This is a genomic window from Flavobacterium sp. FG19, from assembly GCF_057809475.1.
Genome location: NZ_JBMDKA010000006.1, coordinates 154,797 through 173,797, shown reverse-complemented (window position 1 = coordinate 173,797; position 19,001 = coordinate 154,797). Strand labels below are relative to the sequence as shown.

The 19,001-nt window shown below is 36.2% G+C and carries 22 protein-coding genes; 3 read left to right on the top strand and 19 right to left on the bottom strand.

The annotated features are described in order from the left end of the window. Window positions 1–3: 3 nt before the first annotated feature. Genes vgrG through ACODST_RS08415 form a run of 8 tightly spaced genes read right to left on the bottom strand, consistent with a single transcriptional unit; the run spans window position 4 to window position 7,061 of the window. On the bottom strand, window positions 4–1,749 hold the full coding sequence (gene vgrG, locus ACODST_RS08450) for a type VI secretion system tip protein VgrG (protein ID WP_488931680.1): 1,746 nt from the start codon (window positions 1,747–1,749) through the stop codon (window positions 4–6). After that, window positions 1,749–2,432 (bottom strand): CIS tube protein, encoded by a 684-nt coding sequence (locus ACODST_RS08445; RefSeq protein ID WP_488931679.1) that lies wholly within the window; start codon window positions 2,430–2,432, stop codon window positions 1,749–1,751. The genes vgrG and ACODST_RS08445 overlap by 1 nt, the downstream gene beginning before the upstream one ends. A 2-nt stretch (window positions 2,433–2,434) precedes the next feature. Next, entirely contained in the window at window positions 2,435–2,593 is a 159-nt protein-coding gene (locus ACODST_RS08440; protein WP_488931678.1) for a DUF5908 family protein, read from the bottom strand. A gap of 2 nt (window positions 2,594–2,595) precedes the next feature. Then, window positions 2,596–3,042, bottom strand: a complete 447-nt coding sequence (locus ACODST_RS08435) for a phage tail protein (protein WP_488931677.1) — start codon at window positions 3,040–3,042, stop codon at window positions 2,596–2,598. Window positions 3,043–3,044: 2 nt separating this feature from the next. After that, window positions 3,045–3,473 carry a phage tail protein gene (locus tag ACODST_RS08430; RefSeq protein WP_488931676.1) on the bottom strand — a complete coding sequence of 143 codons (429 nt, stop codon included), beginning with the start codon at window positions 3,471–3,473 and terminating at the stop codon, window positions 3,045–3,047. Window positions 3,474–3,503: 30 nt separating this feature from the next. Beyond that, complete coding sequence (locus ACODST_RS08425) at window positions 3,504–5,600, bottom strand: phage tail sheath family protein (protein ID WP_488931675.1); 2,097 nt, start codon at window positions 5,598–5,600, stop codon at window positions 3,504–3,506. Window positions 5,601–5,619: 19 nt separating this feature from the next. Next, window positions 5,620–6,462 carry a hypothetical protein gene (locus ACODST_RS08420; RefSeq protein WP_488931674.1) on the bottom strand — a complete coding sequence of 281 codons (843 nt, stop codon included), beginning with the start codon at window positions 6,460–6,462 and terminating at the stop codon, window positions 5,620–5,622. Continuing rightward, a complete protein-coding gene (locus tag ACODST_RS08415; protein ID WP_488931673.1) occupies window positions 6,459–7,061 on the bottom strand; it encodes a Pvc16 family protein in 603 nt (200 codons plus the stop codon). The genes ACODST_RS08420 and ACODST_RS08415 overlap by 4 nt, the downstream gene beginning before the upstream one ends. Window positions 7,062–7,457: 396 nt before the next feature. Here ACODST_RS08415 and ACODST_RS08410 point away from each other — a divergent pair, with 396 nt between their 5' ends. Further along, entirely contained in the window at window positions 7,458–8,633 is a 1,176-nt protein-coding gene (locus ACODST_RS08410) for an MFS transporter (protein ID WP_488931672.1), read from the top strand. A gap of 17 nt (window positions 8,634–8,650) precedes the next feature. On the opposite strand, the gene ACODST_RS08405 is transcribed toward ACODST_RS08410, so the two are convergent. From ACODST_RS08405 to ACODST_RS08390, 4 genes are all read right to left on the bottom strand, one after another. After that, window positions 8,651–9,130 (bottom strand): hypothetical protein, encoded by a 480-nt coding sequence (locus ACODST_RS08405; protein WP_488931671.1) that lies wholly within the window; start codon window positions 9,128–9,130, stop codon window positions 8,651–8,653. 170 nt (window positions 9,131–9,300) lie between these two features. After that, entirely contained in the window at window positions 9,301–10,071 is a 771-nt protein-coding gene (locus ACODST_RS08400; RefSeq protein WP_488931670.1) for a ThuA domain-containing protein, read from the bottom strand. Window positions 10,072–10,357: 286 nt separating this feature from the next. Continuing rightward, window positions 10,358–10,843, bottom strand: coding sequence for an acyl-CoA thioesterase (locus ACODST_RS08395; RefSeq protein ID WP_488931669.1), 486 nt, complete (start codon window positions 10,841–10,843; stop codon window positions 10,358–10,360). A gap of 55 nt (window positions 10,844–10,898) precedes the next feature. Continuing rightward, the gene (locus tag ACODST_RS08390; RefSeq protein WP_488931668.1) at window positions 10,899–11,480 is read right to left on the bottom strand and encodes a TetR/AcrR family transcriptional regulator; all 582 of its coding nucleotides are present in this window, start codon (window positions 11,478–11,480) and stop codon (window positions 10,899–10,901) included. Window positions 11,481–11,628: 148 nt separating this feature from the next. Here ACODST_RS08390 and ACODST_RS08385 point away from each other — a divergent pair, with 148 nt between their 5' ends. Continuing rightward, window positions 11,629–12,450 (top strand): phospholipase A, encoded by an 822-nt coding sequence (locus tag ACODST_RS08385; protein ID WP_488931667.1) that lies wholly within the window; start codon window positions 11,629–11,631, stop codon window positions 12,448–12,450. A 5-nt stretch (window positions 12,451–12,455) separates the two neighbouring features. Here the strand turns inward: ACODST_RS08385 and ACODST_RS08380 are convergent, their stop codons facing one another. After that, window positions 12,456–13,406, bottom strand: a complete 951-nt coding sequence (locus ACODST_RS08380) for an alpha/beta fold hydrolase (RefSeq protein WP_488931666.1) — start codon at window positions 13,404–13,406, stop codon at window positions 12,456–12,458. A 79-nt stretch (window positions 13,407–13,485) separates the two neighbouring features. Continuing rightward, complete coding sequence (locus ACODST_RS08375; protein WP_488931665.1) at window positions 13,486–14,238, bottom strand: hypothetical protein; 753 nt, start codon at window positions 14,236–14,238, stop codon at window positions 13,486–13,488. A gap of 183 nt (window positions 14,239–14,421) precedes the next feature. Between ACODST_RS08375 and ACODST_RS08370 the strand changes: the two genes are divergently transcribed. Then, a complete protein-coding gene (locus ACODST_RS08370; protein ID WP_488931664.1) occupies window positions 14,422–15,525 on the top strand; it encodes a fatty acid desaturase family protein in 1,104 nt (367 codons plus the stop codon). Window positions 15,526–15,547: 22 nt separating this feature from the next. Here the strand turns inward: ACODST_RS08370 and ACODST_RS08365 are convergent, their stop codons facing one another. From ACODST_RS08365 to ACODST_RS08345, 5 genes are all read right to left on the bottom strand, one after another. Then, window positions 15,548–16,123: a hypothetical protein gene (locus ACODST_RS08365; protein WP_488931663.1), complete on the bottom strand. Its 576-nt coding sequence runs from the start codon at window positions 16,121–16,123 to the stop codon at window positions 15,548–15,550. Window positions 16,124–16,264: 141 nt separating this feature from the next. Beyond that, window positions 16,265–16,750 (bottom strand): hypothetical protein, encoded by a 486-nt coding sequence (locus ACODST_RS08360; RefSeq protein ID WP_488931662.1) that lies wholly within the window; start codon window positions 16,748–16,750, stop codon window positions 16,265–16,267. Between the two features lie 91 nt (window positions 16,751–16,841). Then, the gene (locus ACODST_RS08355) at window positions 16,842–17,180 is read right to left on the bottom strand and encodes a hypothetical protein (RefSeq protein WP_488931661.1); all 339 of its coding nucleotides are present in this window, start codon (window positions 17,178–17,180) and stop codon (window positions 16,842–16,844) included. 124 nt (window positions 17,181–17,304) lie between these two features. After that, window positions 17,305–17,658: a hypothetical protein gene (locus tag ACODST_RS08350; RefSeq protein WP_488931660.1), complete on the bottom strand. Its 354-nt coding sequence runs from the start codon at window positions 17,656–17,658 to the stop codon at window positions 17,305–17,307. Window positions 17,659–17,845: 187 nt separating this feature from the next. Then, window positions 17,846–18,412 carry a hypothetical protein gene (locus ACODST_RS08345; protein WP_488931659.1) on the bottom strand — a complete coding sequence of 189 codons (567 nt, stop codon included), beginning with the start codon at window positions 18,410–18,412 and terminating at the stop codon, window positions 17,846–17,848. Between the last annotated feature and the right edge of the window lie 589 nt (window positions 18,413–19,001).

Here is a 19,001-nt window from a genome sequence, read left to right as displayed (position 1 = left end):
TTTTTAATTTATTTGTACCACACTTCCTTTTACAATCGCAACTGCTGCCGATGACATTTCGGCTCCTGCATTTCCTTCGGCTTTAAACATTGCTTTTGCTTTCAGGGAAACGTTGGTACCTTCTATGGTAACATCTCCTGTTGCAATAAGCTCTATATTGCCGCCGCTTTCCAGTTTGATCCCGCTGCTGTTGATCGTAATTACATTCGAATTTTCATCTTCGATTTTAATGACCCCCTGGTCTTCGTCTAAGGTTACTTTCTTGCCGGCCGGGGTTTCAATTCCGATGTTTTTTTTATCATCATCAAACATGATTTTCATTTCACTGCGGGTTACAATTCCTTTTTGATGGTTGTCATCTGAAGCAGTTATCGGAGCTGGTTTTCCACTGCTGTGCAGCATTCCTAACACAATGGCATTATTGGGATCCTCGTTTATAAAACCAATAATTACTTCGTCTTCAATTTCGGGTCTGAAGAAAATGCCTCTGTTTTCGCCTGCATCGGGTGAAGCTACACGACACCAGATTCCCTGTTCTTCATTATTGATGATCGGGATTTTTACCAGAATCCGGTCTTCGCTGTCTGGATCACCTTCCAGCTGGGTTACAATACCGGCATGAAGCCCTTTTATGGCCGGAATAATACCGGAACCTGTCGGGGTATGGATATCGTAAGTTTCTGAAAACCATTCCGGGTTTAGCCCGAATTGAGCATCAATAGTCCAGTTGCCTTCGGTTAGTTCATGAAAAACACCTGTTATGTAAGCTTTTCCGTTAAAGCGGTCACCCACGCCTTCGAGTGTAATGATGGTGTTGGGTTTTACTGCCGGAATCCCCTGGAATTTTACTCTTCCTCTGATTTTGGATAACTGCTGAAAAAGTAATTTGGCATCGGCCCAGTCCTGGAGTTCCGTTTCTGTAATGGCACCGCCATGTCGTAATTCCAGATTTTCAAGCTTGATCGTTTCCGATAAATCAGAAGCAGAAAGATTACCGTTCAGACTTATTCCGGGATCATTGGCTTCGATTTCAACGAGTTCCTGATTACTGTAGTCCCAGCTGTACGAAGACACTTTTGCAAATTGGTTTCGGGCGTCTATCTCGGCATCAAAATCAAGTAAAGAGGCTCCAAAAGTGACAGTTTCAACCGAAGATGCGGTTACATTGGGTTTACTGATGGTTATTTTTCCATTTTCGACAAAGCAGAGTTTACCATTGGCCTGTGCTCTTGAGACTATAAAATCCCAGTCGGAGGTATGGTACTGAACCAGTTCTTTATGACTGAAATTGGTAGCTTCTACGTCTTTGTCAAGTCCATAAGCGCCAATAATTTCTTCAAAAGCTTCACTGTCTTTTACATCATAAAAATATTTGCTCTTTCTGCCAATCGTAAGTTTTACAGCTTCATCTTTACATTCAACAATGAGCAGCGAAGCACTGTTTTTTATCTTAATAGAATGTTTAATGATAATTCCCTTGTAAATCGTTTCTTCATCATTATGATAACCTGCCGTTATTTCAATTTTTTTGCCGGGAATCAGTAAGTCTTCATTACTCAGTTTGAAATCCCTTTGCGAAGCTTCTCCGTCAGTCAGCACAATCTGGGCCATAGGAATCCGGTTGACCTCATTTTGCACCACAATACTTTTAACCTGATAGGTTTTAGATAATTCTTCTCCTTCAATTAAAATTTTATGCGTTACTAAATCGGCACTTTTACTGGTTTGTATGACTCCGCTGTTGTTCATCAGGCTTGTTTTTGTAAGGGCGGGAAGAATAATTTCTGCCCGGTTTCTAATTTTCTGAAATTGACAATGTTATTGACTCTGGCTACTTCCAGATAATATTTGGAATCGCCATAAATATTGTAAGACATCAAAGGCAGCGTATCGCCTTCTTTTACCGTTCTGTAATGGGTTAAATCCGGTGACTTATTGTTTTCTCTGGCTGCTCTTAAATTATCTTCGACAAAACCCTGAAATTTGGTTTTGGCAATGGCTCTTATCGGCGTTCCGTCTGGTTTAAAGAGTTTGAACTCAATATCCATTTCCGTCAGTGATCCTTTAAAAAGGAGTGTACCCCAGGAAATAATAAGGTAATTGGGTTTGTGCTCATCGCCATTATAATCCAGGATTACCTTTTTGAATTTCTCGATGTCATCAATAATTCCGTCGTCAGAACTGGGATAACCGCTGATTACACCAGACCGGTCAAAAACAAAATCAAGCTCCAGATTTTCGGGCAGTTTTTTATTAAACTTTGGCGAAACGGTACTGGTTCCGGAAGCCTGGGTTTCATCTGCTTCGATTTTGTAGTGATAGGTGTATTTTTCCGGATTCATCAGTGTGGAAAACTCACCGTCGGAGACCTTGTTATTAAATTCCGCATCTCGGTAAGCAGCCACTTTTAGTTTTTCTAATTCTCCTGCCATGGCTATCGTTCTTTTTTACGTTCAATGATTTTCATTACCTGGTCGACACATTCGGCGACGGCATCTTCATCTTTGCCTTTTTGAGCAGAAGCAGATGCTGCCGGTTTGGATCCTTCGTTCACGTTAATTTTAATGTGAAGCTCTTTTATTTCGATGGGCATAACTAGCTTTTTATTAAAGTAAAATAGTTGTACGTAAGCTCACAGTTTTCAACAGCAAGCTTACTTTCTTCAGCATTAAAATCGTCAACCGACCATTTTACGGGATAGGCATGCACTACGTTCCAGGAAACCAAAGGCTGATGTTCTTCGTTAAGCAGTTTGATGGTCAGATTTACCGGCTTGAAAGAAAAATTTTCGATGGCATCCCTGCACCAGTCAATAACAGCAGAATCAATTAACATTCCGCGCTTTAAAGTCAGATTGGCATACTTGGTTTTTACCGGAAGTTTGTGTTTGAACCTGTTTTCTCCACCTTCGGCAAATTCTTCGGTTTCGATGTCGACAGACAAACCGGAAACCGATTGAAACTGATGGTCTTTTTCCTGTGAACCAAGACCTTCAAATTCAACTAAAAAATGAAAACCGGCAGGTGGATAATAATTAGCCATAACTAGTCATTTTGAATGGATAAACCTTCATGAACCAATTCCATAGATTCGATAGCTACTTCATTTCCGTCTGCTTTTAAATCAGTTGACTGTACTTTGGTCGGCCAGGCATTTTTTACTTTCCAGGTCACTACCGGCTCATGCTCTTCGTTTAGAAGTTTGATGGTAATGTCCCTTCTTTCTATCGTATTTAGTTTTACCGTATTCCACCAGTTGTAGTATTCATTGTCACTTGCAAAAGTTCCTCTTTTCATGGTAATGTTGGAGAATTTCTGCATGCCCGGCATTTTAATTTTACTGTATTCGGGACTTGCTCCCTGGCGGTATTCAATTACCTCAGTTTCGACATCTAAGCCGGAAACTTCTGTAAATCCTATTTTTGTTCCTCCCCAGTCAACTGAGAAATGAAACTTTGATAGCGGATAACTCATGATCTGTATTTTTTAAATGTTGATAATTAATTAAGATTCCTGCATTTTGTGAGAGAAACGCAGAATGATAAACTCTGCCGGACGAACTACTGCCATTCCTATTTCGATAATCATTCGGCCTTCGAGAATGTCAAGAGCAGACATGGTTTGTCCCAGTCCGATTCGTACATAAAAAGCCTGTTCCGGTTTGGCTCCGGCCAGTGCTCCGGCTCTCCATTGCAGGATCAGGAAGTTTTCGATCATGGCTCTTACCCTGATCCAGGTATTGGCATCGTTAGGTTCAAAGACAAATTGTTCGGTTGCTTTTTTGATCGATTCTTCGGCCATATTAAAGAAACGGCGAACAGGAACATAACGCCATTCATTATCGTTGCCGGCTAAGGTTCTTGACCCCCAAATCAAAGTTCCTTTTCCAGTAAAGCTTCTGATAGCATTAATGGATTTACCGGCAACGGTATCAACATTTAGGTTGTCCTGAATGGTATTGGTAATTTTTACGGTTGGTTTGGTAACATAGTTCAGGCTCACATTTGCAGGAGCTTTCCAAACCCCTCTGTCTTTATCAACTCTTGCGTAAACTCCTGCTATAGCAGAGCTTGGCGGAAGTGTTATCGGCAGGTTGTATATTTCGGTAAGGATTTTATTGTAGGTGGCATTGTCAATAGCTTCCAGACTGCTCAGTTTTCTGCCGTTTAATTCGCCGTTGTTTACGTCTTTTCCATCTACCGATTTAATGGCATTTAAAAGTGCCGTAAGGTCTGTGTCAATGGCAGAAAAACTATTAGTAAGTCCCGTAATCCCGGTTTGTGCATTTAAAGGAGTATAGTTTACCAGTTTTTTTAATTCTTTATCAAAACTTACGTCATCAGTCTGTAAAATTTTCTGAAGCTTGGCTGCTGTGTTTTCAGTCTGTATTTTTTTCTTTAATGTTTTTAAGTTTTTGTATACAGAATCAATTTTGCCGGCCGCGGTAAAATTGAGATTAAAGGTGTTTAATGCCGTTGAAATATTTCCGGCAATAACCATATTTTCATCTGAGATAGTGCTGATGGCCGCATTGGCTTCTTCGTTTGCAGAATTTTTTAAAAGTGATAATTCTTCCAGTGAAGCCAGTAAAAGATCCAGCTTGGCTAAAAATGCTGTTTTTTTAACGGCATTGCTTACAAAGGTCCCGCCCAGATCAAAACCAGTTGTATCAGCACTGTACAGCTGTAACAGCAGGTTACTGATCTGACCTGCAACATCTCCGGCGGTGGGCTCACTAACCAGTTTGGTTACGGTAGCGTTGATTCCTGTAACGGGATGCTCAATAAATACAAGCCCCGCAGCAATCTGATCATAAGCCTTTGCGCTGTAAGAGTAATGTTTGATGATAATTTTACTGCTGTCGAAAGCATAATCGAGTATGGTTTCTAAATGCGGATAATAAGCCGCTCCGTATTTAATAGTGTCTTTTTCAGAACTGATTTGATCTCTTAAATCATCAATATTAGTATCGGTTGGACTTGATTCGTCATAACTTAGTGTATCGATCAGGGTAAATCGGTCCTGAAGTTCTTTACACTGTGTTAAGGCATTGTTATACAGTCCGTAGAAGTCAGTGGTGGTTATGGAAGATACCTGAGTAGCATCTGGAAAAAGAATCAGCGTAGGTTCGTCTATTTTTTCTAATTCAGCCAGTCCGTTATTTAATGCGGTGCTGTTATTGATTGCTGTAACAGCAGTATCGGCTTCATCAAGATCATTTCCATAACGGCCTACCGAAACAATATAGCAGGGACCACCGCCATTTGCAAAGAACAACTGCAGCGAATAGTACATTAAAAAAGGCTGCTTTGCAGTAGGCTGATCTACAATAATTGACCTTGCATCGCCGCTGTCTGTCGAAACATCGTTTATGGTAACGCTGATGGTTGTTTCGGGTTTTGCAAAACCAAAAAAGCGTTCGTATTCTAAGAGAGAGGTTATTCGTGTAGGCTTTAATTTCAAATCGCCATTAATCTTGTTCGTAGCCTTTTCAGTATAGCCAATAAAAGCGGGAATCGCTGTTTCTACCTGGGCGACAGAAGGGGGAAATTTTACGATTTCCTCAACATATACCCCAGGTGTTTTGTAAGTTGTTGCCATGATTAATTGTTTTTAATTATTAAATAAATATGTCTGAATAGTAATCACCATTGATTTTTTTGATTGATTTTACAGATGGGTTCGGATAATGACTGTCAGCCGGTTCCGGGGGCGAAAAATCAGTAAGAGGATCAATCTCAACAAAACCGTAACGGGTTAAGGGTTTTGCCGAATTGGTTTCAATTTCAGTTACCGCTTTTCTGTTAATGTATTTCCAGAGTGTTTTGCGATTGTCGAAATGAATTTTAAAATTGGGACTAAGCAATTTTCCGGGATTGGTTATAATATTTCCTGAAACATTGTCGCCTTTCAGGGTAAGCGAGACAATTCCGAAAATACCTTGTCCTTCAGACGGAGAAAGTGCTGAAATTAAATTGCCTGTAGTTTCTTCTGATACCAGATATCCGTTAGAAATGAGCTTATTGTCGTTTATTTTAGGGAGATATTCGAAAGTAGGCGGTTCTGTTGAAGGTCTGGTATTGCTAAATAGGAATATCTGGCTGAAAGCAGCATTCAGATTGGTATAATTTTCAAACTGATAATCGCTGATACGGATTAAAAAATCCAGTTTCAAATCAGAAGCCGCTTTTATAAAAGGATCTGTTTCATCTGTTTCTTTGACTTTGATATACACCCTAAAGCCGGTCTTCGTTTTCTTGAATACCATTTTATAATTTTTTAAAAGGGTATTGGCAGCTAAAGAAGGCGCTATATTGATAAATTCGCTGATGTCGAATTTCTGGATCATTTTCTGCTTGTCATCGACAGACATACTCTGGTATATTTCTTCTCCCTTGTTTAGAAAATAATTATGCAGGAAGGTGACTTCAAACAATAACGAATATGTGATACTAAAACTCATGATGGTGTGCCTGATTTGGTTATACCTTTGACTTTACTGATAAGCGCTCCTTCACTTTGTGCAATATTGCGCTCAATTTGTATCATACTTACTTTGTATAAAGCAGACGGAAGCTGTTTGCCTCCCAGAGTTCCCCAGATATAATTTAGTTCCTCAAAAGTGGGCGTGTAAAGCTCAACGGTAAACCTGAAATTGTCAATATTGGCCATGGCAACATTGTTTCGGTTAAAAATAGTATTGGCCTGTGTAAAGAGTTTTTTCCCCTGAAAAAAGGCAATGATTTTTGAAATGTCATTAAGCGAGTTGATGTATTTGTCTCTGTTGGCACTAAAAAGGAGGTAGAGGTTCAAATTAATAACACTGTTTTTGTAAATCGTTTTGTTGCTCTCGATCGTATGATTAGGGAAATTTTTTAAAGTGGATTCTTCATCTAAATTAATTAGGGTTAGTGCTACATTATCCTTTAAAGCAGTTCCTATTTCATCATTTTGAGATTCCAAAAAGGCAATATTTTCAGGTACAATAGTCCTGTCCAGCCCAATTTCTTCGAGATAGTTGTTTACTTGTTCGGCAATTATTTGAATAACTTCATAAACCATTTTGTAATAAACTTTTAAGGTGTTTTATAATGCGCTGGTTATCCCAAAGAAACAGTGATTGATAAAAACTGATTTTTGGCGTGTTTTTGGCTGGTTAAAGCAAGGCTGATAGATTTGTCGAAATTAGAAAAACAACAACCTATCAGGTAAGGGGAAAATTCCCCTATTTTTCAAGTATTTTCCCTTGTTAATATATTGATTGTTAGTGTTTTGTGTTTGTTTTGTTTCTTTCTTAGATATTTAGATTAACGAGCGGGAACAGCTGTTTTTGCTGGAAAAAACTTATTTTTTAAAGACAGAACCTACTCGTAATTCTAAAAGATTTACTAAAGTTTATCGGAACAGAAAGGGTATATTTGCAGCCTGTAATTTATATTCCGCCGCTTTTTTAAAATAATGTCACAAAAGAAAAAATCTATCTATACACTTCAGTTTATTCTGCTTTGTCTGAGCTCGCTTTTATTTTCATCCAGTTTTAATATGATTATACCGGAACTGCCAAGTTATCTGAGCAGTCTGGGAGGAGCAGAATACAAAGGGTTTATTATTTCATTATTTACTCTTACGGCGGCTGTATCACGTCCTTTTAGCGGGAAACTTACTGATAAATGGGGACGTGTTCCGGTAATGGGAGTAGGTTCTGTAGTTTGTCTGATCTGTGGATTTTTGTATCCCGTATTGAGTTCTGTTTCGGGATTTTTGTTTTTACGTTTGGTACACGGTTTTTCCACAGGATTTAAACCTACGGCAACTTCTGCTTATGTGGCCGATATTATACCTCAGGAACGCTGGGGGGAAGCGCTGGGGATGCATGGTCTTTGTTTTAGTATTGGAGGAGCGCTGGGACCGGCTTTAGGCGGTATGGTCGTATATGCTTACGGAATAGATGTTATGTTTTACAGTTCGTCGTTTCTGGCTTTTTTGTCGATCGTGATTGTAATGAATATGAAAGAAACTTTACCGACAAAAGAAAAACTTCACAGGTCGATGTTTTTAATCAGCCGAAAAGATATTATTGATTTGGGAGCGCTTCCGGCCGGAGTTATTACCTTTTTTTCGTACACGGCATTTGGACTTATCCTGACTTTAATTCCGGACTGGAGCGAACATCTTGGCGCACAGAATAAGGGAGTGTTTTTTACTGCTTTTACAGTGGCTTCTGTTTTGGTACGTTTTGGTGCCGGAAAAGTTTCGGACAGACACGGAAGAACCAATGTAATACTGGCAGGTCTCATTATTACCTCTGGCGCTTTATATGTTATTAGTGCCGGAACAACTCTAACAATGCTGTTAACCGGAGCCGCATTTTACGGAATGGGTACGGGTATTTTATCTCCGGCAATTAATGCCTGGACCATTGATCTAAGCGATCCTGCACATCGCGGAAAAGCAATTGCTACTATGTACATTTCGATGGAGCTGGGAATTGGATTGGGGGCTTTACTGGGCGGAAGTTACTACAGTGATCATATCCAGCGGATACCTCAGATCATGAAAATTGATATATTGGTGCTGTTTATGGGGATTCTGTATCTGTTATACTGGAAAAGAAAAACCGCTGTTAAAAAATAAAACCGCAGCAGCTTTAGTTAGTTTTCCGGATTTATTTTTCCATTTGAAAAATCTTCAAAAAACTGAAATGGATTGGTAACAAATTTCAGCGCATTACTGTTTTCAATACTATATCTGAAATGATGAGGCTGGGGTTCGAATACATTATTGTGCTGGTCCAAAATTAAAAAATCCAGTTCACGGCAGATTTGAAGAAATGAGTTAAGAAAATCTGTAAAGTCGTCTCTTAAATCTAGTCGGAACCTAATATGAGCAATCACGTTTTGATCCGGATTATAAGTAACGCCAATGTCTGACTGATCACTTTTGCCCCAGCTTTGAAATTGGTTCATGCCCCAGGATCTTTCAATAAAAGTGTCAAGTTTACCAAATAATAAATCTTTATCAAGATAAAAAATATCCGACCATAAAGAGGAGTAAAGGTCAATAGGATTATTTTTCGAGTATTCGTAAACACTTCTCGGGATTGCGTTGTAGTCCGTTTGCCAAATTGCCATATGATTGTTTCTAATGTTTCGCAGTCTGGCGAATTTACGGCAAGTTAATGAAAAATGGAAAAGACAGAATGTTTTTTTAAAAGGACTGTTTCTGTTTTGATACGATTCTCTTGTAAAAACAGCAGCACTTGTCAAAAACAATCAGACTGCAAAATATTAAAAATAAGGTGTTATTTTTTTCCGGCAGCCCAAAAAACAGCATTTTTAAATAAAGTAGTGTACGCTTCGTTTTGAAACAATTCAGGAGAATGTCCCATAAAAATATAAACATTTCGTGACGCCAAATGATCATTGGTCCATACTACAGGATGATCTCCCATTTTTATTTTTGAAGATGGTTCGTAAGTCGATTCGTCTACCGATGCCAATACGTGAACATTTTTTCTCGGGCTTTTATCATAGGTATACCATTCTTCTTTTTGTATTAAAAAGTCAGTGGGAACTCCTTTGGTTACAGGATGTGATTTATCCTCTATGGTCACTTTACCACTGGCAAAATCCGGTATGTAATTCACAAAGCGTATACCGCCCATAAAATCAGAAAACCATTTCCACATAGGATATCCGTCAAATTCGCCCAGCAGGGTGGCATGATGTAATCCTACCCAGCCGCCTCTGCCTTTAGTCATGTAGTTTTCAAATGCTTTCATCGATTTTTTGCTCCAGGTATATGGCGGATAATCGAGCTGAATAAAAACCTGGTATTTTTTGAGCAGCGCTTCAGTAATCGTTTTTGTATTTTCAATATAATCAATAGTAAAACTGCTGTCGGCTGCCAGTTTGTTCAGCCAGGGTTTTGCCGCCTGCGTAAAAGCAAGATGATGTCCGCCGTTTTCATACAAAACTAAAGCCCTGAATTTGGACTTTTTGGACTGACCATAAATAAAGCAGTTTAGCACTAGTATGACAGTTAGTAAGATTGTTTTTTTTATCCTAATCATAGAAAGATTTTCGGTTATTGATGGTAACTGATTTTAAAAAATCAGGATATTTAAATCCCTGTTTCAAGAAGCAAATTACAAAAAAGAGAAATTTTTTGATAATCGCTAAAGGCAGCATCGGAATAGATTACGGGTATACGAAAGCTTTTATTGACAAGGAGTATGAAAGAAATGCAGTAAAGAAAATGATGTGTATTTGATGGGCTTTTTCTGTTTATTTAAGGAAATTGTAAAGCCTGCAGCGAATAAACTACAGGCTTTATAATAAATGGCAATTGTTTACAGCTTAAGCGTAATTTTTTATTTTTTGAAAAATCTCCAGAGAACGGTTTTCAAAAACATTTTGTTCGATGGGAGTAACTACCGACTGGAACAGGGTCATCAGTTCCTCAGAATGATGAGCAGCTTTTTGAGCTTTTATATCATAATGAATGAACTTTATCCAAAGCAGTGCTTTTAATTCCGTTTGATTTTCATTCCACATTTTCATCTCCACCAGTAAAGTGTTTTTACTGAACTCAATTAATTGTGATTCAATAAGAACGGTTTCCATGGTATGGGCAGGCCTGATATAACTTATTTGATTGGAAGCCACCACCCAGCTTATTCCGGTGGTTTTCATAAGTTTAAAAATGTCCAGATTATAATGTTCTGCGATTTGATCTTCACGTACATTAATAAAATACTCCAGATATTTGGAATTGTTTAAATGATTGAAAGGATCACAGTCCTGAAACCTGATTTTCTTTTTTGTTTGTAGTACTTTTTCCATTTTTATTGTGTTTAGATGTTTACATACCGATCGGTATTTGAAAGATTAAATTTTTTTATTTTTTCATGGAAGGGATGATTACGTTGTCAATAAAATCCATTCCGTTATTCATGCAGTCGGCATCATCATGTGTAAATGACAGCAGTGAATTGCCTTCAATTACAGATAAAATAAGAAGAGCATATTTATGCGCATCTGTATCAGGCCTGATTTCACCATTTAGAATTCCATCGTTAATAATGTCAGTTAATCCGGTAATGAATTTTTTAGATAATTTTTGGGCCGCTTCAAATAATGAAGGATTTACAAATTTGGTATCGACAGAAACACGTAACATAGGACAGCCGCCTCTTTCTTTTACCAGTTCATAATAACTTCGATGGTAATTGGTTATAATATGAAGTTTGTTTAAGGCTCCTTCAGCAGCAGCGACTAACTTAAACAACGGTATGATAGCAATGTTTACGTTATACTGAAAAGCTTTTAGGGCAAGTTCTTCTTTGTTTGAAAAATTACAATAAACAGCTCCTTTGGTAAAACCGGTAGCTGCGGTGATGTCTGATAAACTGGTACCAATATAGCCCTGCTTATTAAAAACGGGAGCCACTTTTTCTAAAATATATTCCGGTGTATTCATAGTTGTAATTCTCTTTACAGCAAATATAAAACAAAAAACGCATTCAAATACCGATCGGTATGTGGAAAAATATAAGTTTTTTAATTTCAGATAAATGCTGTATATTAGTACAAAAGCTTCATAATAAGCCGTAATTTAAACTTTAAACATGTACTTAAAATATATATCTGCCCTCGTTATTCTGCTCTCCGTTACAGTAAATGCTCAAATTGTAGAAGATAAAAAAAACTTCCGTGCTGCCGATTCACTATTGAAAGAGGCCAGCTTTTCAGTTCATAAAGACAATTATTTTTTAACCGGAATTCCATTAGATGAAGCTACAACCCGCAATACGGCCGATGTAAAATATCAGATCAGTTTTAAACAGCGGCTGAGCTCCAAACCTTTATTTCATAATTTTTTTATGTATGTGATGTATACCCAGAAAGCTTTTTGGGATATTTATGCAAGTTCAAAACCCTTTTCGGAAATAAATTTTAATCCCGGTGTGGCTATTGTTCGTCCGTTTTATTTAAAAGGAGGAAGGCTGACTTACGGTACTATTTCGCTTGAACATGAATCTAACGGAAGAGATTCTATCTATTCCAGAACCTGGAACATGCTTGCTTTTTCTTTAAAATCGCAGATTTCACCACGCTGGACAGTGGGTTTGAGAGGATGGATTCCGTTTGTAGATAAGGAAGACAATCCCGGACTCACAAAATATGTAGGATACGGAGAAGCCAGCGCTACTTACCAGATACAGCCTGGACGATGGAGCGCTGATGTTTTGTTCAGAAAAGGGAGCGGTCTGATTAATTACGGATCCTTACAGACACAGTTAAACTGGAAACCGTTTAAAAAGGAAAATTATTACCTTACACTGCAATGGTTTATAGGATATACTGAAAGTTTAATTGACTATCAGGAACATAAAAGCATGATTCGCGTCGGCTTTACCATTAAACCGGATAATATGGGGATTTTTTAATCCTTTTATGATTTAGCATTTAAGATTTGTTCTATAATGATTTTTTGAACTTCTTCTGATTTTTCCATCAGTAAGGAATGTCCGGCATCTTCAAACAGGAATATTTTTTTCTTTGGTGCTTTCAGCTGTTTAAAATAGTTTTCGGCTATGGTATAATTGGTCTGGTAGTCTTTTTTTCCAATAAAAAAGTACACCGGGCAGTTTACTTTTGGCAGCTCCTTAAAGAGGTTCTGTTTTATGGCTTTATCCCAAGTTGGCAGCCAGATTTCAGACCATCCTTTCAGATATTCTTTAACAGCGGCGGTATCTTTATCAGGCAGGGCCTGTCCGTCATAATAAAACATCCATTTTCTGGAATAATAGATCTGGTCATACTGGTCAAAAGGAATTTTAACTCTGTTAAGTTCCTTTTCAGCCGTTACATTTCCCTTTGCTTTGGCCTCTGCTTTTAGTTTATCAAGCAGTAATTGTTCACTTTTTACCTGATTTATAACCGGACTGAAGGCAATGTAAGCGTTTAAAAGTTCCGGATGTTTTTGGGCCATATAAAAACCGGGCACAGTTCCCCAGGATTCGCCAACCAGATAAAGTTTCTTTTTATTGAATTTTTTCAGCAGTAGTTTTACCAGTTCATAGGTATCATTTTCCATTAATTCGAGCGTAATAGGAGAGGAGGTTTTGTTAACCGCCAGTGTTCTTCCGGTTTCCCTTTGATCCCATTGCACTACTAAAAAATGATCCTGAAGTTTGTTCGAAAAAGCTTCGGCCTGATTCATTCTCGAACTTCCCGGGCCTCCGTGTAAAAATAAGATCAGGGGAGCATTCGGGTTTCCTTTATACGAGATCACCTGTTTGATCTGACCTACAGCTAAAGTATCGTAACTGGTTTGGTTTTGTGAAAAGGATTTACTTAAGCATAATACGGTAAGAAGCAGGATAAAATTTACTTTTTTCATTGGTTAATGGCAGTTAATTTGGGGTTGAGCTGATTTCTTTTGTTTTACTAAAGTAATGATTTTGATTAGTTTAATCGTATTAGTAAGGTAAATTTATTGCGGGCAGCAGATTTTCTCTTGTTCCTTTTTTCAAATTAATCACATCAAATCTTTTGGTAGATGAGAAAGACCCGATATCACTGTCACTGTTAATTAAAATAGCACCAACAACTATAACATATTTACAATTGTATTGTGTACCGTCAATGAGTTCCTGGATTCTTTTATCGATCGATTCGTAAATGACTTCTGTGGCTTCGTAAAGTGGGATTTCGGCTTTCAGGATTCGGTCTTTTTGCTGGTAAAGGATCTGCTCAATAGTATTCATTTGATAATCAATTTCGGTAATATGTCCGGGCTCTATAACATTATCAAGTAATTTGTGGAGTGCGCCATGAGCCGCCCCGCAGCAGCTGGATGGTTTATGCTGCCCAAAACGGTTTATTTCACCAATGGTTCCGTCTTTAGAAATCCCGATATGCGGACCATAATATATAAAAACGGCTCCATCGTCCGGAACATGGCTGGCAAAAGCCTGCATACCGGTTAATCCGGTAAAAGGAAATCCGTCTAAGCCGCCCATTTTAAAGGGACCCAGAAATTCAGATGCTCTTACAGGATACTGAATACTGTTTACATCATCGCTGCAGATACTGTCTGCAAACATAATTTCTGCTGGTTCAAGATCCAGTTTTTCTTCAACGTAATCAATAATTTTATTGATAAAGTCAATGGTGGTTAAAGCATCCGGGTAGTATTTTCTAATAGTTTGTAGTTTTTCTCTTTTTTTCATTCGTAAGAAATTTGAATGTAGATAGGTAAAGTTATAAAATTTAAACATGTTTTAAGAACCGCAGTCTTTTTTCTGTTCTTTTTACAGTAGTGGCGTATTTTTTGTTTTTGTAAAAACTTGAAAATCATGTATTTTAACTTTTTTTTATTAAATTTGATAGTACAATTTCTAGCACAACAGATTATGGAAAAATTAAAACGCCCGGTTTATCTTAAATCCGGATCTGATGATTTTTTTAAGAAGATGCGTACAGAAGTGAACGATACGGTTTTACAGAACTCCTCTTTATATCTTTTAAATGTTGTAAAGTCGTTAGGTCTTTTAGTTCTCTTTTTTCTTTTTTACAGTTGTATTTTGTTATTTGGAAACAGCACGCCTTTACTTTTCCTTTTTTATATTGTATCAGGTTTTACCATGATCGTACTTTTTATAAATGCATTTCATGATGCTGCCCACGGTGCCTTGTTTAAAAAAGGAAAACATAACGAGTGGTTTTTATATGTTCTGGAGCTTTTTGGAAGTAATCACTGGCTCTGGATGCGCCGGCATATTAATCTGCACCATGCTTATCCCAACATACCGGATTGGGATATCGATATCAAACAAAGTGACATCATTCGTATTTTTCCTAATAGTCCTTTATTTAGGTATCATAAATACCAGCATATTTATATGTGGTTTATTTACCCGCTTTATAGTCTGAACTGGATTTATATCCGGGATTTTAAAGACTTTTTCGGCAGTCACAATAATTATGTTAAAAAGGTGACAGACCAAATTCCGCCAAAACAGGTTTTTATTCTTTTTGCGGCCAAAATTATCAACCTGTTTTACATTCTTTTTATCCCTATGATGGTATTAAACCAGCCCTGGCATATTGTTTTTTTCGGCTGGCTGGCAATGCATTTATCCGGAAGCGTTTTAGGTGTTGTAGCTTTGGTTTCGACCCATGTCGACGAAGATGCCCATTTTCCGGAAACAGATGAAAACGGAAACCTTTCTGCCACCTGGGCGCTGCACCAAATGATTGTAACTAAAGATTTCAGTACCAACAGCCGTCTGGCCAATTTTTTGTATGGCGGATTTACGCATCATGTGGCGCACCATTTATTTCCGGGTGTCGGACATACGTATTACCCCCATATTACGCCTATCATTATACGATATGCGCAGGAATATGATCTTCCGTACACTTCTTATCCTTTTTATCATGCCGTACGTTCTCATTTCAGAATGCTCAAAAATAAAGGGGTGAAAGAGAATATTTTGATGACAGGGGAGATTTAAAAAAGTTTTGTGGGCAAGCCTTTTATTCAAATAAACATTTCATATCAGGATTATTGGATAAAGCAGCTAGTTCTTGACCTAAAGACCCTATTTCAGTTTCCCACTTTTTCCATTCTTCTGTACGTGGATTTCGGGCAGCGATGAATGTATTTACATTATGGGATATAATTCTGGTCCTGTAACTTGTACCGTTCCAGTTTTCATCATTATTAATTTCTCCGAAATTAAAGCTAAAGGCTTTGATTATATTGTCAGAGAGATCAGATTTCTCAACAGAAAAAAAGTCTTCACTTCCTTTTTGATTGGTTACAAGAAATCCCTGAATCAATTTTTCTGGATTAGGATATTGCCGGAATTTATTTTCTTTAAATTTTATTCCAAAAAGATTTCCCCAGCCCACAAATGAACGGGAAATATTAACAATCCAGATATAATCGATAGCAATTTCGTTTTCAAGATTCCCTTGTTCATTCCTGATAATCTGAATACCACTTTTTAATTCCGAAAGTCCTAAATGAGAAGCGATATCTCTTTCTGTTTTTTCTAAATGTTTTAATTCCTGAATATACAGTTCGGTATGACTTTCTCTTTGATACATGGTCATGTATTTTAATTACTCTGCTAATATAAAAATTAAAAAGTCTGCTTATTGTAAAACCGCACTTTTATATAACTGTTTTGTCCTAAAATGGGTTTATATAAAAGTGTAAATAGGTAAACTTTTTTTGGAAAGAGGCAATTAAATAATCTTATAAGTTCCGCTGCCATCAAAACCATTTTGGGAATCGATATCTGCCAAAACCAATCCAATATCTGTTGGCTCAAATTTTGAAATTAACTGTCTCCAATATTTTTCGTTTATTAATTCACTGTCTGAATCAACTAAATCTTCATAATTGAAATATTTTAGGAACTCTATTAGTATATCCTCTTTTATAAATAGTATCAACCCTGTATCTGTCGAAAAGAAAGACAAATCTTCCGGGATAACCTGATCGTATTCAACTTTTATAATCTGGTTAGCTAAAAATAAGTTCTGACTTGGTTTATAGACAGCGAAAGGCGTATCTGTATATGGAAAAACGGCATCTCTTATATCTTTTGGTAAAATAGTAGTTTTTAAGAATTCATTTTTTATTTCAGTTAGATAAAGAGCGTCAATAATATAATACTTGTTTTTAATGCTCAGCTCCAGAGTTTCATTATTCTTAGATATAGTAGTCATTTTTTTATTTATTAAGGAACTCTGCTCAAATCACTTTCAAGATCTTATAAATCATAAAGAGAAAGAAAATAATAGATTTTTTTCATCTTACTTATTTATATTCGAAAGAAAAATAAATAATTGTATCTTTTTTATGAATCGCAAAGGTATCTTCACCTTTCTTTTTAACTATTGTATCACCAGTCTCAAAGTCGTCATAATGCCAGGCTAATAAAGTATTCTCTTCACGATAAATTTCAGTCTTATTATTTTTATTGTTTTTTATTTTAAAATTAACTTCTCTTCCATGATTTAAAGGTTTCTTTTCCAAAATGATAAAATTTAAATCCATATTTTGATAGTGGGATGCTGATTTAACACTATCATATTTTTTACAAGAGAACAAAATCAGTAGAGGTACTATATACAGATTTTTTATATTCATTTTCATTTTTTAAATAGTTAATACTAAAAATTTAGTAGAAATTATATATCCAGTTTAATGTATTAAGTAGTACCTACCACACGAAAGGATTTGTTCTAGAACGTGGCATTTAAGTGTTTATATTTAATTTTTATTGTTTAATATTTTCTTCTAAATTGTATTTTTCCAAATCCTTTTTTGCACCGATACAACCTAAATTAGCACTTTTAGTCAAATTTACCAATGCAAAAGCTTTACTGTTTTCATCTAATTTTTTAACAGCTTTATAATCTGAATTTCCATTACTATTAATTTGAAGAATAGTTTTGTAAATATTATAGTATGCATCCTTATCATTATATTTATAAGCCATAATCATTGAATAAGGAAGTGATGATTCATATTCTCCCTTTTCATAATAATAAATGCATAATCTTGCATATAAATCTTTATCTCCCGATTTTACAATAATTACTTTTGCTTCTTTAACTTCAGAATCCTTCATAATTCCATTATTACATGAGCAAAATAACGTAATTAGTAAAACACAATTGAATAAGTTCTTTATTCTCATATTAATATTATTAGTCATTAAATCTATTTATTAAACTACTATTATAATATAGATTTTAAAGTTCTGTAAAAGCAAAAGTCACTCCATAAGGAATGACTTTGTTTATCTTTAATTCTTCTTATTCTAAAATTCCTCCACTTAATTTCTTTGCTTCTTGTAATAGGGAATTACCAAGTGTAATATTTTTAGTTAAATATTTACCTTCCAAATAGTACTTACCAAGAATATATTTAGCGTTTGGATGTTCTTTGTCAGAAGCTTTTTCTAAATAATGTATAGCCATCTTTCTGCTCTCTTCATCTAAAAAATCAATTTCAGGTAAGCTTGTGGATGAATTTTTTTTATCCAATCCGGCTAATGCCATAAATACATTTAATGAGGCTTCTGAATAATTCCATTTGTTTGAAACGATAATTGAATAAATTAATACATCATTATAGGTACCAACCTTTACTATACTATCATAAAAGTTTTTATCAAACTTGTCGATTAACCTTTCTTTAAATTTTGGATTTAAATTGTCCTCATTTTGTGCTTCAGTTATATGCATGTCACTAAATTCAGCAACATACTTTTTTTCATAATCTCTAACTGCTGAATTAGTAATATAATCAGTGTAGTATTTTAATGTTATCACTAAAATTATTAGACTTAGAGCAATGCTTAAAAACAATTTTCTTTTCATGATTTTTTATATTATTTTTTTACTTAGGTTCTGCAATATCTTTTAAAGTTACTGGGTCAATTTCTACAGGCTGCCAATTCCATGGACGTTTACCTACTTCTTTACCACCTCTATATATTTTCCACTCTCCTTGTTCATACTTATTTGAGCCACTAAAAAACATACCAGAATCATTATTACTTGAAGGTGAAACATTTCTAGTTGGTCCAACAAAAATTACATTCGATAATTCTTCAATATCCGAAGCCTGTTCAAGAATACCTCCTTTTGCTCCATTTCTACAGGCATAAGAAATAAAAGTACCTCCATCTCTTTTTATTTCAACCCATCTTTCACCGACTGATGATTGAGTTAAGAAGTTGTCAAGACCATCTGAATATATTCTAGTTCCATCCTTTTTGGTTCCTCTATAGATTAAATGTCCATTATATCCATGTCCAAAAAACCTTGCTTATCCCTTATTTGCGCAAATCACTTTCAACATGTTATATAGAAAAAAGAGAAAAAAAATAAGAGAAGGAAGAGAAAGTAGTAGGTACGTCAAGAAGAATCTATCTTTACTTTTATTTTTAAACGCTGACACTATAAC